At 36.1% G+C, this 15,885-nt stretch carries 15 protein-coding genes; 4 read left to right on the forward strand and 11 right to left on the reverse strand.

The window, feature by feature from the left end:
- Together priA and gmk are read right to left on the reverse strand one after the other, a co-directional pair.
- Positions 1–2,136, reverse strand: a complete 2,136-nt coding sequence (priA, locus tag H9L01_RS09000; RefSeq protein ID WP_187533624.1) for a replication restart helicase PriA — start codon at positions 2,134–2,136, stop codon at positions 1–3.
- 34 nt (positions 2,137–2,170) lie between these two features.
- A complete protein-coding gene (gmk, locus tag H9L01_RS09005) occupies positions 2,171–2,743 on the reverse strand; it encodes a guanylate kinase (protein WP_187533625.1) in 573 nt (190 codons plus the stop codon).
- A gap of 187 nt (positions 2,744–2,930) precedes the next feature.
- Here gmk and H9L01_RS09010 point away from each other — a divergent pair, with 187 nt between their 5' ends.
- Complete coding sequence (locus H9L01_RS09010) at positions 2,931–4,574, forward strand: Rqc2 family fibronectin-binding protein (protein WP_187533626.1); 1,644 nt, start codon at positions 2,931–2,933, stop codon at positions 4,572–4,574.
- A 24-nt stretch (positions 4,575–4,598) separates the two neighbouring features.
- On the opposite strand, the gene H9L01_RS09015 is transcribed toward H9L01_RS09010, so the two are convergent.
- Both H9L01_RS09015 and H9L01_RS09020 read right to left on the reverse strand, forming a co-directional pair.
- Positions 4,599–5,225: a Type 1 glutamine amidotransferase-like domain-containing protein gene (locus tag H9L01_RS09015; RefSeq protein ID WP_187533627.1), complete on the reverse strand. Its 627-nt coding sequence runs from the start codon at positions 5,223–5,225 to the stop codon at positions 4,599–4,601.
- A gap of 16 nt (positions 5,226–5,241) precedes the next feature.
- Positions 5,242–5,883, reverse strand: a complete 642-nt coding sequence (locus H9L01_RS09020) for a M48 family metallopeptidase (RefSeq protein ID WP_187533628.1) — start codon at positions 5,881–5,883, stop codon at positions 5,242–5,244.
- 45 nt (positions 5,884–5,928) lie between these two features.
- On the opposite strand from H9L01_RS09020, the gene H9L01_RS09025 reads away from it, so the two are divergent.
- Both H9L01_RS09025 and H9L01_RS09030 read left to right on the forward strand, forming a co-directional pair.
- Positions 5,929–6,699: an HAD family hydrolase gene (locus H9L01_RS09025; RefSeq protein ID WP_187533629.1), complete on the forward strand. Its 771-nt coding sequence runs from the start codon at positions 5,929–5,931 to the stop codon at positions 6,697–6,699.
- A gap of 9 nt (positions 6,700–6,708) precedes the next feature.
- On the forward strand, positions 6,709–7,326 hold the full coding sequence (locus tag H9L01_RS09030) for a hypothetical protein (protein ID WP_187533630.1): 618 nt from the start codon (positions 6,709–6,711) through the stop codon (positions 7,324–7,326).
- A gap of 152 nt (positions 7,327–7,478) precedes the next feature.
- Here the strand turns inward: H9L01_RS09030 and H9L01_RS09035 are convergent, their stop codons facing one another.
- The 5 genes from H9L01_RS09035 to H9L01_RS09055 are packed head-to-tail and all read right to left on the reverse strand — an operon-like array spanning position 7,479 to position 11,278.
- The gene (locus tag H9L01_RS09035) at positions 7,479–8,111 is read right to left on the reverse strand and encodes a DUF421 domain-containing protein (protein ID WP_187533631.1); all 633 of its coding nucleotides are present in this window, start codon (positions 8,109–8,111) and stop codon (positions 7,479–7,481) included.
- 52 nt (positions 8,112–8,163) lie between these two features.
- Positions 8,164–8,448, reverse strand: a complete 285-nt coding sequence (locus H9L01_RS09040) for an MFS transporter (protein WP_187533632.1) — start codon at positions 8,446–8,448, stop codon at positions 8,164–8,166.
- 56 nt (positions 8,449–8,504) lie between these two features.
- The gene (locus H9L01_RS09045) at positions 8,505–9,749 is read right to left on the reverse strand and encodes a PTS transporter subunit EIIC (RefSeq protein ID WP_187533633.1); all 1,245 of its coding nucleotides are present in this window, start codon (positions 9,747–9,749) and stop codon (positions 8,505–8,507) included.
- 51 nt (positions 9,750–9,800) lie between these two features.
- Positions 9,801–10,745 carry a linear amide C-N hydrolase gene (locus H9L01_RS09050; protein WP_187533634.1) on the reverse strand — a complete coding sequence of 315 codons (945 nt, stop codon included), beginning with the start codon at positions 10,743–10,745 and terminating at the stop codon, positions 9,801–9,803.
- A gap of 14 nt (positions 10,746–10,759) precedes the next feature.
- Entirely contained in the window at positions 10,760–11,278 is a 519-nt protein-coding gene (locus H9L01_RS09055) for a DUF308 domain-containing protein (protein ID WP_187533635.1), read from the reverse strand.
- Between the two features lie 144 nt (positions 11,279–11,422).
- On the opposite strand from H9L01_RS09055, the gene H9L01_RS09060 reads away from it, so the two are divergent.
- Positions 11,423–12,067, forward strand: coding sequence for a hypothetical protein (locus H9L01_RS09060; RefSeq protein ID WP_187533636.1), 645 nt, complete (start codon positions 11,423–11,425; stop codon positions 12,065–12,067).
- A gap of 46 nt (positions 12,068–12,113) precedes the next feature.
- Here the strand turns inward: H9L01_RS09060 and H9L01_RS09065 are convergent, their stop codons facing one another.
- Positions 12,114–13,082: an alpha/beta hydrolase gene (locus H9L01_RS09065; RefSeq protein WP_187533637.1), complete on the reverse strand. Its 969-nt coding sequence runs from the start codon at positions 13,080–13,082 to the stop codon at positions 12,114–12,116.
- A 190-nt stretch (positions 13,083–13,272) separates the two neighbouring features.
- Complete coding sequence (locus H9L01_RS09070; protein ID WP_187533638.1) at positions 13,273–15,819, reverse strand: ATP-dependent Clp protease ATP-binding subunit; 2,547 nt, start codon at positions 15,817–15,819, stop codon at positions 13,273–13,275.
- Positions 15,820–15,885 lie beyond the last annotated feature (66 nt).

The raw sequence follows: 15,885 nt of genomic DNA on the forward strand, positions 1-15,885 counted from the left end.
TTATTCTAATGTCATGGGATTCACATCCACGACAACTCCTGTCTTATTAATTTTTTTATACACTTCTAAAGCTTCACCACATTTTTCAATCATGGTTTCAAGGTCTTTGCCTTTTAATATTATCCGATTTCGATGTTTGTTTTGAAGTCTTCGTAACGCAGTCGGCCCAATAATCTGAACATCGTCGGCTTTAAAAAGACTTTCAAATAGCGTCGCAGCTTTGAGTGTTGCGGCATCATCTTCATCTTGAAAAATCAATGATATTAAGTAACTGTATGGTGGGTATTGAGCCACCTTTCGATAACTCATTTCTTGTTTAAAGAAATGTTTGTATTTTTCATTTACAGCACAAATTACAGCGTAATGATCTGGATTAAACGTTTGAATCATCACTTCACCGCGATGTTTTCCACGTCCTGCTCGACCGGATGCTTGAAGCAACAAGTCAAATGTCATCTCAATGGATCGATAATCCGTATATGCAAGTGTTTCATCAGCATTGATGATTCCAACCAGCGTCACGTTTTCAATATCTAACCCTTTCGCAATCATTTGTGTCCCTATAAGGATATCATATTTATGGTCAATAAACTCTGTAAGTATCCGTTCATGGGCACCTTTTCGTTGTGTCGAATCAGCATCCATTCGTGTCACCCTCGCTTGTGGAAATAACTTTTCAATTTGTTCTTGAAGTCTTTGTGTTCCCACACCACCACCAACAAGTTGGACTGGTTTCCCATTCACAATTGGTAATTGGTGGGTTTGATAGCCACATTGATGACAACGAATGCTTCGGTCTTCCTTATGATAATTAAGTGCAACCTCGCAGTTTTGACATTGTAGGACCTGATTTGTATCCGCAACTTTTAGTAAGGTATGATAGCCGCGTCGATTTAAAAGTAACATCACCTGTTCACCATGGTCCAAGCGTTTTTGAATTCCTTCCAACAAAGGTGTCGTTAACCATGCTGATTGTTTCTGACGTAAAGCAGCCTGTGTGTCAATTACGGTTACAGTAGGAAATTGATGATTGATACGATCATGAAGTTCAAGCAATGTGTAATTGCCTTTCAAAGCACGAGCGTATGATTCTAATGCTGGGGATGCACTTCCTAAAATTAGTGGACAGTGATGGTACTCACTTCTTAAGACGGCAATGTCTCGAGTATGGTAGTACGGAACGTTAGTCTGTTTGTAGGAAAGATCGTGTTCTTCATCAACGACTATCAGTCCAAGACACTCAAAAGGCATGAAGACAGAAGAACGCGTACCCACAACAATGCGTACTTCATTATTTTTAACACGCATGTACTGTTCATATTTTTCTTGATCATTTAAAGCAGAATGATAGATGGCAACGTCCTCGCCAAATCGCGATGAAACTCGACGAATCATTTGTGGTGTCAGAGATATTTCAGGCACCAAAATCAATACTTGTCGCTTCATTTTCAGCGCAGTTTGTGCTGCTTGGAGGTAAACTTCTGTCTTCCCGCTTCCTGTGACACCATGTAATAGATACGTATTGGATTCTCCAAACTTAATAGCATCAAAAACATTTTTTTGGTCAGCTGTTAGGGGTAAAACTTCGTAAGTTTGTTCTACAACTTGTTCTTGATAAAGTACAACTTCATCTACCACCTCAATGACCCCTTTATCTACAAGAGATTTGTAACCATTATAAATTTGACGAAGATCTTTAAGAAGACATGAGTTCTGTTCTTTTATAAACGCAACAGCTTCTTCTTGTTTCTGTGTTAAAGATTGTGTTTCATCAACGAGATAAACAACTTTTTGGTATTTGAGAGGTGTAGCCGAAGATTTTGGCTTTAGCTTGTTAGGAAGAATTGTTTGAAGACATCGAATCATGGGTGATAAGGTATTATCTTTCATCCATGACGCAATTTCAAAGAGTTCTGAGTTTAGAAGCGGTGAGTCATCGATAACACCTGTAATTTCAGACACTTTGAAATCCATATCGATAGGATCATAGACGTTTGCCACAAACCCTACCATACTCCGATTTCTCAGCATGATATTCACACGCATCCCAACCTCAACATGAAAAGACCCACTTGAATAGGTGAGCGTTTGATTGTTTAGAAAACTTTCTTCTATGTAAACATCCAAATATTTCATGACTTTGAAGCCTCCTCTAACACAAAAACAACTCTTAAAGAGTTGTTTCGATATTTCGCTTAATAATTAGTGCAACAGAATCTGCAGCAAGTTGCGGATCTTCATTGCAAATTACATAACGATAATGATTCATCAATTCCATCTCTTTAGCTGCTTTTTCAAGACGTGAATTAATAACGTCTTGTGATTCAGTTTGACGTCCTTCAATGCGACGTTTTAACTCTTCCATGCTTGGTGGTACCAAGAAGATACTTAAAGAATCTGGAACTTTATCAATAACTTGTAAAGCACCTTGAACTTCAATTTCCAACAACACGTTTTTCCCCATATCACGTAGTCGTTCTACTTCTGAAATTAACGTTCCATAATAATTTCCAACAAATTCAGCATGCTCTAGAAGTTCCTCATTTTCTATTGCTTCCTGAAAACGATCATGAGTTACAAAATAATAATCACGGCCGTCCACTTCTCCATTTCTAGGTGAGCGAGTCGTAATTGAAATTGAGAATGCCAAGTTTAATTCTTCGCGATCAAAAAACAATTTACGAACCGTACCTTTTCCGACACCACTAGGTCCCGAAAATATAATTAAGAGTCCTCGTTTCATAGTCACCATCCCTTTTATTTCACTTATTATACCATAGTAAAACTAACATGGAAGTCTTATCCCTATAAACTTTTAATGTTTTAAATAAAATTCTATACTCGCTTTTTATTATCAAGTTAAATCGATTCGCAACGCATGGTGCATAATTATTTGTTATAATGAGTCCATTGAAGAAAGGCTGATATCTATGGCACTCGATGGCGTACTCTTAAAACGCATAACAAATATCATGAACGACAACGTTCCTGTAAAAATAAACAAAATCAATCAACCTTCAAACCACGAATTCGTATTTCAATGTTTTGCAGGTAAAAAAATTAATCTCTTTATTTCCACCCACCCTCTTTTTAGTAGAATTCAGTGGACTCACGAGAAGACAAGCGCTAACCTTGATCAAACTCACATGCTTGTTTTAATGAGAAAGCATCTTGATGGCGGTATTATTACTAAAATCGAACAATATGGTTTCGACCGTGTTATTGAACTCCACATTGAACATCGTGATGATATGGGGGTTATACGCCCCTACCGTCTTATTATTGAATTGCTTGGTAAATACGCAAACGTGATTATTGTAAATGATGAAGGACTTATCATTGATGCACTCAAGCGAATTTCTCCTTTCGAGAACTCTCAAAGAGCTATTGTAGCGGGTGGCGAATATGATTATCCTCCTCAATTTGACAAAAAGGACTTCACTGAACTAAGCACATACGATCCTCATGAATCGCTGAGTCATCAATTCAATGGAATCTCTCCCCTTTTAGAAAAAGAAATTTTGTATCGATTAAAGACACAAGATCCTCAATCGATTGTTGATGAAATCATGACTTCCAACACGCTGTATATCTATAAAAATGATTATCACATTCTTGAACTGAAGCATCTAAATCAAGAAGCGGTTGAAAAACCTATTATGGAAGGTTTGGATGAATTCTACCGAGATTTGCAAGAACGCGATCGTGTTAAGGCTCATACAGGGGATCTTCTTAAATTGATACGACGCGAATTAAAACGCTCCAAGCAAAAACTACCCAAACTTTATGATGATTTAGACAAGGCACTAGACTGTGATCATTTACGAGAAAAAGGAGACTTACTGTTTGCATTCGCAAGTAATAATCCTAAAGGGAACGATTCAATCACCTTGAATGATTTTGAAGGCAATGAAGTTGTTGTTGACCTTGACCCTCGATATGGTGGTAAGGACAATGCTCGTTTATACTTTAAAAAATACAACAAGGCTAAGACGAGCCTCATGTATCTTGAAGATCAGATTCAGAAAACTGAAGCGCGAATTGAATACTTCGAAAACCTTTACGTTCAAACAGAACAAGCAACTGTTGAAGATGCTCAAGAGATAACGGAAGAGCTTCTTAACAGTGGTATTATCAATCAACGCAGGCTCAAACAATCGAAACAACAAAAGAAGAAAAAGAAACCAAACTATACCGTACTTCAATATGATGATGAAACGACAATTTACATCGGTAAAAATAACATTCAAAATGAAGCAATCACCTTTAAGGTTGCACGTAAGGATGATATCTGGTTTCATGCCGCATATACTGGTGGTGCACATGTTTTAATTAAGACGCCCGAACTGGATGAACCCAAATTAAGACTTTGTGCTCAGCTTGCTGCTTACTTTTCTAAAAACAGACTTGGGAGCAGTGTCGAGATTCACTATACCCAAGCAAGAAACATTAAAAAAATTCCTGGTGCAGCTCCTGGACTCGTGAGTCTGGGTACTCATAAAGGAATGTTTATCGACCCTGATGAAACTTATATTTTGCACTCAATCGATACAATGAAAATCAAACAACAGTAAAGAAAAACCAAGAAACTATGGAACTTAGCCATTGATTTCTTGGTTTTTTTCGATAACAAGCACTTGATTTAAGAGTATGAATGAATCCAATTCATGGCGAATCCCACCATCATCCGCAATAAGAAGAACGGGTGCATATTCCGCATAACAATGGACATTTATCGGTTCTTCAAACATTACATGAGGGATTATTGAAGTACTAACCCAACCAAACCCTGGTTCGACGTGCATTGGTTCAGTTGTATCAATGATCGTGGGGCCCATAATCATCGCTCCGGCACTTGTACCCAAGAGAACTTGATTATTGAAAACATCCGCTCGATCAAAACCGTACTCAACTAAGAAAGCTTTCTCAATGAAAGGATCACCACCCATAAAATGAATAAGGTCTGCATGATCTACAAGCTCATGTGCCTTCTCTTTTGTGCAACGATAGTCAATCACTTCGTAATTTATAGGCGTATCCGAAAGTGCTACAAACCATGGTTTATTCCGATTAAAGTAATCATCGGTAACGTCATAATCTTTAGGGTTCGATGCAAACACAACCACATTTTTAAGATTGGGGAGATCTTTTCTTAATGAGTTAAAAGTAAGGGTATCAAACCCAATCATTTCGTCTGCAGGTCCTGATAATTGGTAAAATATCATTTTAAATACTTCCTTTCTATAGATTCTGATTTCTTTGCTTTTTGATACGTTGTTTATAATCAGGCATATGTCTTTCTATGATTGCATAGAATCGATGACTGTGATTAAACTCAATCCGATGGGCACATTCATGTAAAACAACATATTCAATAAATTCAACCGATTCATGGTATAAATAGGTATTAAATGCGAGTTCATGATTGGCACTACAGCGTCCGTGGAGACGTTTATACTTTCGAACCTTGTATTCAGGAACATCAAGATTCAAGAGTGAAGAATAATGGTCTAACATCCGATCAAGTTTCTCAACTAGCTGTTTCTTAAAATACGTTTCGACATATTTTTCAATTTTCTGATGGGATACATTCGAAGGATAATAAATGATAATTTGGTCTTCACTTTCTTCAAGTGACAAGCGAACAGATGGTACATATTCAACTTCTTTTATATCGCCAAAAACGCGGAGTGATTCGTCTTTGAATTCGAAATTTAGTTTTTCATAGCGGTTGATGTTTTTCGCAATCCAGTCAGATTTTTCATTAATAAAATTTTGAATGATTCGATCATCCATATTGTACGGAGCTCGCACATACGCCCGACCGTCCCTAACTTGAATTGCAAGTGTTTTTCTGTCTGATTTAATAATTTCTATCTTCATGTGAGTATCATATCATAAACATGATATAATAGGCACGGTGATAAAATGAATCGTAGTGAAATTTTTTATTTTGATGTGGATGGTACGTTGCTTGATAACGCAACCCATACGGTCCCTGAGTCAACATTAGAGGCTCTAAATGAATTGAAATCTAAAGGTTATCTTGTTGCTTTGTGTACAGGTAGAACTCTCGTAGGAATTCAAGAAGCAGGTGTTGATAAGCTCATTGATTGGGATGGTTACGTCTTAGCAAATGGCTCCCTCATTCTTGATAAAAATATGAATGTTATTAAGGAAGTCGTTATGGATCCTAAGTGGGTACAGACACTTGTGAAGCACAATCCTGGCCCTCTGTTGATTGAAGGTGAACGAAACTTTCTCACAGGCGAACCCAATGATCGTCTTCATGCCGCTTTGGAACACTTTAAAATACCAGAGGTATATCCTGTAGAAACATATACAGATCAAAAAGCATACAACATCATTACTTATAATTTTGATACATTCCCAGAAGATTTAAAAGAAACTTTCTTCGAAGATATCGATATAGTATTTGATCAACTTGGAAATTCAGAACTTATATTGAAAGCTTCAGGAAAACACAACGGTGTTCAAACCCTCAACAAGCATTTAAATGTCAGTTTATATTCCGGTTTCGGAGACGGACATAATGATGTGGATTTCTTAAAAAATGCGAATTATTCTGTGGCAATGATGAACGGTTGTTCTGAAGTTAAAGAAGTTGCAACCTTCACAACCCTAGCTGTTGCTGATAACGGCATTGCGCACGCATTAAAATACTTCGGAGTATTATAGGAGGATTCTATGAATCATACAGATGAAGATTTAATTAAAATGAATGTCTTTAAAGATAAACGTCGACGCATGTTATATCTTATTAAAGGAAAACAAGAAGGATACCACCTCCAAGAAAGTGATTTAAAAATCTTAAACTTACTTGATGGTCGAAAAATGTGGTCCCTCATGATTTTTGTAATGATGCTTGGAATCTTCAAAATTCAAATTATATGGTCTATCGCAGTCCCTGTTGTGGTCTATATTGCCATGACACTTTATTTCAAATTTGTATTTTTAAAAGATCGTAATATCGTGAAAATATCGGATGCGGATTTTGAAAGAATGGAACGTCCTGAGATGATTGAAGCATCAAACAGTGATAACTTACTCTTTACAATCATTCCTCTTTTCGCAGTTCTAATTATAGTATTATCGAATGTTGAAAAAAATGCAGCAGTAGCAGTGACAACTATGGATACCATCCTCTATTATGTTGCTGATGTCATTTTATTAAGTATTTCATTCTTCTACGGATCACGTTATTTCAAAACCAAACATAAATTAAAAGCTCTAAAAGTTTCCGAAAACAATCCAAAAGAAGCTGAAGAAACTAAAAAAGAATCAAAGAAAAACAAGAAAAAATAAACTCAATATCTAAATACTCAATGCACTCTGTACATTTCCTACAGAGTGCATTTTTTGTTTAAATACAATTTTGATTGTTGAATTTAGAGCATTTGCACTCTTAGAGCGATACTTAACTATCTACGATACAAAACAGGATAAGTGATATTTTTTTAACAAAAATCGATTATTCGAACTTTTTCTTCGTAGTACTCGATTGTTGCGATATCATCGAGTGACGCTATCTTATGCTGATTCATAATTTCCTCAATATAGGACTCATCCTTACCAATTTGTTTTAAGTTCTCTGTATAAATCACTTTATCAACGACAAGAAGGATTGGAAATTTTTGGCTTTCCTCCTTAGTAATCACGACAAGTTGCCCATTTTGTTCCAACTGAGCATGAAATATAGATTGGATATCCACTATTCCTTGGAGCCTCAACTTGAGATACAAATCAGATAAATTAATTTTAGCTTTCTCAACGCCGCTTCTTACAATTGCGCCATCTTCGATTACAGTAATTGTTGAACCATCCAGTGTTTTACGAAACCAATTATTCTTCTTTCTTAAAAAATTAACGGAGAGCGAAATCACTGCCCACGACGTCATGACAAAAACAAAATCTAAAACAGTAATCGAACGTGAATATAAAACACCTCCAATAATACCACCCAGAATATAGTTTTGAATTTGATCAATGGGTGACATTGGGGCTAAATTAGATTTCCCCGATATTTTCATTACCGCTACAGCATAAACAACACCAATTACGAGTTTTAAAAAGACATTAAGATAATCCATAGTTCCTCCTAAAAAAAGACTGTCCAAACAAGGACAGCCTTAAAGTCATAAATTATTTCTTTTTGTTTTTGAAGTAATAGAGCAATCCAATAACTACAACTGCTACAATACCTGCAGTAATAAACATTGCTTTCCAAGATCCAAAGACTGTTACAGCTAAGTAGTTTACGATAGCTAAGATAAGTCCTAGACCTCCAATAATAATATAAAAACTTTTTGGCTCAATCTTTAAAGTTTTAGAGATGAATTCTTTTTTACTCTGTGCAAAGTATCCCCCTACTAAAATTAAAGCTGTCACAACAATGATTAGCCAGTTCAAATCAAAGAACGTTCCCATATGTTTTCTCCTTAGTTATTATTCTAATTCTATTTTAACTTTCATTATCACAAAATTCAAGACATACTCTCGATAGGTTTGATTTCATCCATTTTGCGTTGCTCTCTCTTAAGTTCGCCTTTTTTCTCAATGGATTTTACGAAGGGATACCAGATCATCATTGATATTCCTAGGTTCACTACTACAAGTAATAAAGCACCCAAACTCTGTGTCATCATCCATGCACTAATACCTATTGGCATGTACCACATACTAAAGGCTGTAGTTGGTGCAGGTGCGATTCCTATTTTCACAAACAGATACGTAATGATGGGCAATACTAACCCATTGATCCACATTGGTATCATCAAGGTAGGATTCCATATTACAATTCCAAATGATACAGGTTCGCTAATATTTAAGACACTAGGGACGATAGAAGCCATTCCAAGAGTTTTGAGTGATTTGGATTTGGAGAAAAGTAACAAGAGTGTTAATCCAAGAGTAGCACCTTTCCCACCCAAATTAATATAAGCAATCCAAGTTTCATTGGTGAAAATATTTTGAGCTCCTGCAAGAGTATTCATAAGTATAGCTCCATTAAATACAGGATTTACAATCGGAGCCATAACCCAATTACTAATTCCCATAGAATAAAACACAACTGGTAAGAAACTCAAAATTACAAATCCAAAGAAAGTTTGAGCAATACTTTGAAGTGGCATTAACATGTTCACCATATACTTGTAGAGATCAAACTCTAAGAAAATAACAATAAACCATGCCGTAAATACAGCGACCAAGATTGGTAATACAGAATCGGTTCCATCAACCAGTGTCTCTGGAAAATTCTTAAAATATTTGGTTATCGTAAACTTTTCAAAAAGAATAAATATCTTAGCCGTAAATGTTCCCGCAATAATAGCGACAAACATGCCTCCCGCACCGAAGTTAGAGAATTGGTAAACATGTCCCATCTCAGTAACAATGGGGTTTACTAAAATCATATAAATTGAGATTCCGGTACACCCTGCAATGTACTTATGACGCGAGTCATCCTTCAACATTAGCGTATAATAAGGAATCATATAAACCATGAATAGTGAAATTAAACCATACGTGTAAAGTCGAATATCAGAAAGATCCAAAAGCCATGGTACATGGGCATATACCACCATGTATACTGAAATAACACTCCCAACAAAGATCATTGGCAGTGTTCTTAATTTTGCTTTATAGAGACCCTGAATCCAATAGTTTTCAGAGAGTCTATTCATGAGTGGTGACAGTTTAATCGTCACCCAGTCAATGAACCATTTCATAATGACCTCCTGATAAAAAAAGCAAACAGTCGCAACTATTTGCTTCTACGTTTAAACTTTAATGATTTCGTTTCCATCTAAATCAAAGTCATTCAGATTAACAACTTCAGTATTTAGGCTATCATAAAGACGATAGTAGTATGTTTGGGTATTTGAAATCATATATGCTGTATATTGTGTATAATCAATTGTCTTACGTTGTGTTACAACACTTCCTTTAGGAATATCCACATTATTAAGAATGTGGGATGCAGCAACAACGAGTTCTGCTTCATTCGCTGCTTTTTTAGTGCTTAGTTTTGAATAAAGTGCTTTAACAAAACGTGATGGTGGAGTAAGGTCTCCTGGAAGTCCGAAGGTTCCACTTCCTTGTCCAAACGCTTTAAAGTTTTCACCGTAAATTGTACGTGGCTCAACTTGTGCTGGATCAAGTCCAATATAACTTCTCACATTTGTTTTGTGCCAGCCGTAATCAGGACTGTTTGTAAGAACTCCCAGCTTATTTTCATAAATCTTAATTCCATCTTCAAGAGGTTCTACGATAATTGAATTTCCTTCAATATCTTGGAATACCCAGTGAAGGGGTGGAATCATTCCTAAGAACTCTAGCTTTAGTTCAACAAGATGATGTGTTTGAAACACTTCTTTAACATCTTCAACTGTTTTACATTTTGCAAGCATCCACATGACGATATCATTAGGAGCAATTGACTTTCCTTCAACTACTGTACTTTCGTAAGTTGCGTAACCTTCGAAATATAGAGCAGCGGCAGTAAGTCCATGTTCATTGATACCATCAGCAAGTGCAAAGACACCAATGTTTTTAGAGAGACCTAGAAATGCATAATGATGTTCTAATGGTTCATTAAACGCAAAATTCAATTTGAAATTACGAGGATAAACCATCATTTCAGGATCGAGTGCAAACGAAAAGTCCATGGTTCGTGCCATAAGCACTGTATTATCACTACTTTTTAAAGTTATATTTGTACACATAAGCGTCTCCTTCTTTAAATTCCTTTAATCATTTTATTAATACCGGTACCAATAAATCCAATTCCAATTGCAACAACTAAAAACGATTCAGCAAGTGATGGATTAAACAACATATAGACACAGTAAGCAATCACCATAACATCAATTACGATTGTCAATAAACGTACCCATGTACGGGAAATGAATCGCGCAAATTGAAGTTGAAGTGCTGAATCCATTAAAATCCAGAATATTAATAGGTAAGCAAGAATTGTTGTACTTTGAATGAAATCTCCAAACAGGAACATCAATCCTAACAATCCCACAAGAATCGCTTCAACTAATAAAATTGATCGTAATGTGAGAACTTCCGGGGTATTAAATGCAGCAATCAATAGCACAACACCCGAAATTGTCATTACCCATCCAATGACTAATGAGATTGATGCTAGTGTCGTAACAGGATGATTCATAACCCAAAATCCGAATGCTACATATACAACTCCAAACAGTACTGTTCCAATTCGTTGCCACAGAGTTCTATCTTCTATCATGACTCTGTCACCCCCTTTCTTACCTATTATAAAACACATTTTATTACTTGTGTGAAATATTCATAAAATTAGCACAAAAGTGCGCAAAAAAACTATCATTGGAAACAAGGTATGGTAAAATATTAATGAAAGGGAGAATTGATTATGTTTAACAAAGAAAAACTTACTAAGAACTACGGGGCAATTGTCATGATTGGTTTAGTAGGTACCTTAATTTCGAGTATTTTAAACTTTTTTATGGCTGGAACTTCAAGTTCGAATCATCCATTCATTTATCTGCTTTTAACACTTGCAAGTTTTGTTGTTACCTTCTTCTTTGCTGTATTCATTGAAACAGTAGCCATCCATGCATACCGTAATGATGATGCCATCACTATGGACAACTTTAAAGCAGCATTTGAACATGTTAATTGGGGTACTGCATTAAAGATTAACTTCATTGCATCATTCCTCATTGCTATCGGTCTTCTATTATTTGTTATTCCTGGTATCTACTTGTCATTAGCATTTTCATTTATCGGATTTTTACTTTACGATGAAAAAGGACATAGTAATCTTATCAAACGAAGTATGGAACTAACAGACGGATACAAGCTTAAGATCCTATTAGGAGGTATTGTTATTTCAATCCTTACGGGAGCTGTATCGAGTATCTTTGGTCTCTTTATTAAAGAACCAGCACTAATACGAACACTCGCAAGTCTTGTAACATTACTCGCACAACCAATCTATATCAACTATATTCTTGATATTTATATTGAGGCTTACGACCAAACTGTTGTCGAATAATCTGTTGGTAGAATAAGAAAGTCTAGGAATTAATCCTAGACTTTTTTTATCGGCGGGTATTTAGAAATTCAATCAGACTTTCAAACATGACTTTAGATGGTTCTTGGGTTAAATCAAAGAAGTAATCATGATTAAGTTCGTAATTACTATCCGTCCAATAAACAGTAGTGACTGAGATTTCATTCTCTTTTAATTTGTTTTCCATATCAAAAGATTGATATCTTAAAGGATCGGCATCCCCTACGGAAATAAAGGACTGAGGGAAATCCTGATTGACATGCTTAAGTGAAGATAATTCATCAATTCGTTCGAATTTCTGATATCTCTTGGTTCCTGTGTAACTCCAAGCAAACATATCAAATCCTGGAAAACCTGCATCGCCCACGGTATCAAAATTATAAACACCATTGAGAAGCAGCAATCCTTTTAGTTGGTTTGGCATAATAGTCTCAATAGATTTAAATTCATGTTCATAATCTGATTTATTGGTAATCATAGAACCTAATTGGGCTGATATTTGTGCTCCGGCTGAATTACCGCCAACAAAAATTTTAGTATTATCGATTCCCAATGATTGCGCATTCTCATTCAGATAATTCAAGCCTGCTATCGCTTGATAGATTGGTGTCGGATACTCGTATTTGGGAGCGAGTGAGTAGTCCAATGCCGCAACTGTATAACCACGAGAGGCTATCAGTTTAGAATAGGATTTGAGTTGTGCTGCATCTCCAATAATCCATCCACCACCATGAATAAAATAAACTAGCGGTTTGAGGGTGTTATCACCATTATCATAAATCGTAATTTTTGCATCAGGATAGCCTTCGACAGGAATCATAATCGGTTCATGTTCTACAATTGATTCCACATCGGTTTGATAATCACCCAGTTTCACGACATCATTATTAAGTTTATTCAATGACTTAAACATCGTTGCAAATGGTTGCGGTGTGAATATGTTGGCTACATATAGTGATCCAAATATTAGTATGATGACACCTAATAGTATTCCCATGACTTTCATTATTCTCCTTACTATCTTATTTTTACTATGTTCTTTGGCCATAAGTTCTTGCTCCTATTATGTATATGGCTAGCATAGACTAGTTTTATTAACTCATGGTAAACAAAATCTTGCAATACTAAACCAACAAAAAATCCTGGTTTCGAGATATTTGCTCTCAAAAAACAGGATTTTATATTGATTAGTTTAAGACTTGAGGTTTTTGAACGATAATAAATTCAGAACCTTCTGCATCGACCAACAATGTTGTATCATCGGCTACATCATCTTCGATGATGAGATAAGCAATGCGTGTTTCGATTTCACTTTGAATGAATCGTTTCATTGGTCGCGCACCAAATGTAACATCACTACCTTGAGCAACAATTAATGCAAGTGCAGCATCAGTAACTTCAAGATTGAGATTGCGTCTTTGAAGTCGTTTGTTGAGTTCTTCCATGAATTTTCTAGCTATATCTGTAAGAACTGTATCATTCAATGCATTAAAGATAATGATATCATCGATACGATTGATGAATTCTGGTTTGAAGTGATTTCTAACAGCATTCATATAGTGATCGTTTCGAGTGTTTAAATCTGTCTCAAATGCAAATTGGCTTCCTAAGTTTGAAGTCATGATGATGATCGTATTTTTAAAGTCTACGGTTACACCCTTACTATCAGTAATATGTCCGTCATCTAGAATTTGAAGTAGCACATTGAATACATCAGGGTGTGCTTTTTCAATCTCGTCAAGTAAGACAATTGAATACGGGTAGCGACGAACAGCTTCAGTGAGTTGGCCACCTTGTTCATATCCCACATATCCTGGAGGCGCACCGATGAGTCGTGACACACTGTGTTTCTCCATATATTCACTCATATCGATTCTAATGATACGATTTGAATCATCAAAGAGTTGACGTGCTAACACACGGGCAACTTCCGTCTTACCAACTCCGGTAGGTCCAAGGAACATAAAGGAACCTAACGGTCTATTCTCATCTTGAATTTGTGCTTTTGAACGAAGAATTGCATTGGTGACCGCTTGAAGAGCATCATCTTGACCTTTTACATCTCGGCCTAATTCGGATTTAAGATTGAGTAGTTTTTCTCGTTCTGTTGCAACAAGTTTTGTGATATCAATTTGTGTCCATTTGGAAACAATTTCCGCAATTAATGATTCTGTGACAACTTCTTGAATCATACCATCTGATTTTTCATTATCGATGCTCTCTTTAATTTTCTTTTCAAGAGCAGGAATTGTTTCATATTGAAGGCGAGCTGCTTCTTCATAGCGTGCTTCATTTTGAGCCTTTTCAAACTCAAGTTTTGCTTTTTCAAGTTCTTCTTTGGCACCTTTTACACCATCAAGTTGATTTTTTTCATTTTCCCATTTCGAATACATAGTTTGATACGTTTCTTTGAGATTGCTGAGCTCTTCTAGAATTTCATCCAGTCTTTCAAGTGTACGACTATCTGTTTCTTTCTTAAGTGCCATTTCTTCGATTTCGAGTTGACGAATTTTGCGATTCATCTCATCGAGTTCTTCTGGCATAGATTCCATTTCTACACGTATTGAAGCGCATGCCTCATCAATTAAATCTATCGCCTTATCTGGTAAGAATCGATCCGTAATATAACGGTCTGAAAGTTTGGATGCAGCAATGATGGCTTCATCAAGAATTTTAACCCCATGATGCGATTCAAAGCGATCTTTTAAACCTCTTAGAATTGAAATTGTATCTTCAACTGTTGGTTCACTGACTGTGACACGTTGGAAACGACGTTCTAATGCAGCATCTTTTTCAATATGTTGACGATACTCATTAAAAGTTGTTGCACCAATCATATGGAGTTCACCCCGTGCAAGCATTGGTTTAAGTAAGTTCGCAGCATCCATGGAACCTTCCGTCTTGCCAGCACCTACTAAGTTATGAACTTCATCAATAAAGAGAATGATGTTACCATCCGAAGCCTGAACTTCATCAAGTACCGCTTTTAAACGTTCTTCAAATTCACCACGATATTTAGCACCTGCAATTAATGATCCCATATCAAGTTCAATTAACTGTTTATGCTTTAAGCTGAAAGGAACATCGCCACGCATGATTCGCCAAGCAAGTCCCTCTGCAATTGCAGTTTTACCAACGCCAGGTTCACCTATTAGGATTGGATTATTTTTAGTTTTACGCGATAGTATTTGAATCACACGACGAATTTCTTCATCACGACCAATAATTGGATCAATTTTTCCATCTCGTACATCTTGGACCAAGTCACGACCATATTTTAAAAGAGCATCAATTTGATTTTCTGCAGTCGGTGTATCAACGGTCATTCCTTTACGATGATCAAGCATTACTTCTTCAATTTTTTTAATGTTGAATTGTTGAAGTGCTGGGGTTACCTCCAAAATTGCGAGGAACAATGCATAAATAGAGATATAAGTATCTCCTTGTTTTTCTGCCCATTTTTGTGCTTTATCAAGTGCTTTTTGTACAGAGGAATCCATTCCCATTTGTGCACCTTGAACGCGTGGTAATTTTTGGAGTTCTTGATCTAGCACAGATTGAATATGTGTCTTAGAAACTTCTGCTTCTTCTAAGATTAAATCTAAATCTTGCGAGTTTAAGATTGCTTTCGCAATATGGTAATTAGAAACAGCATTATTTTGCATTGATGTCGCATAGTTGACTGCTTCCATTAATATTTGTTGCGCTTTTTCTGTTAAATTTTCGTAGTTCATTCTGTTCACCTCCTATTAGCAGTTGACTACTTAGAGTGCTAATGCACTTGTTAAAGAAAAGTGATT

The sequence above is a fragment of the Erysipelothrix inopinata genome, from assembly GCF_014396165.1.
Classification (GTDB): Bacteria; Bacillota_I; Bacilli_A; order Erysipelotrichales; family Erysipelotrichaceae; genus Erysipelothrix; species Erysipelothrix inopinata.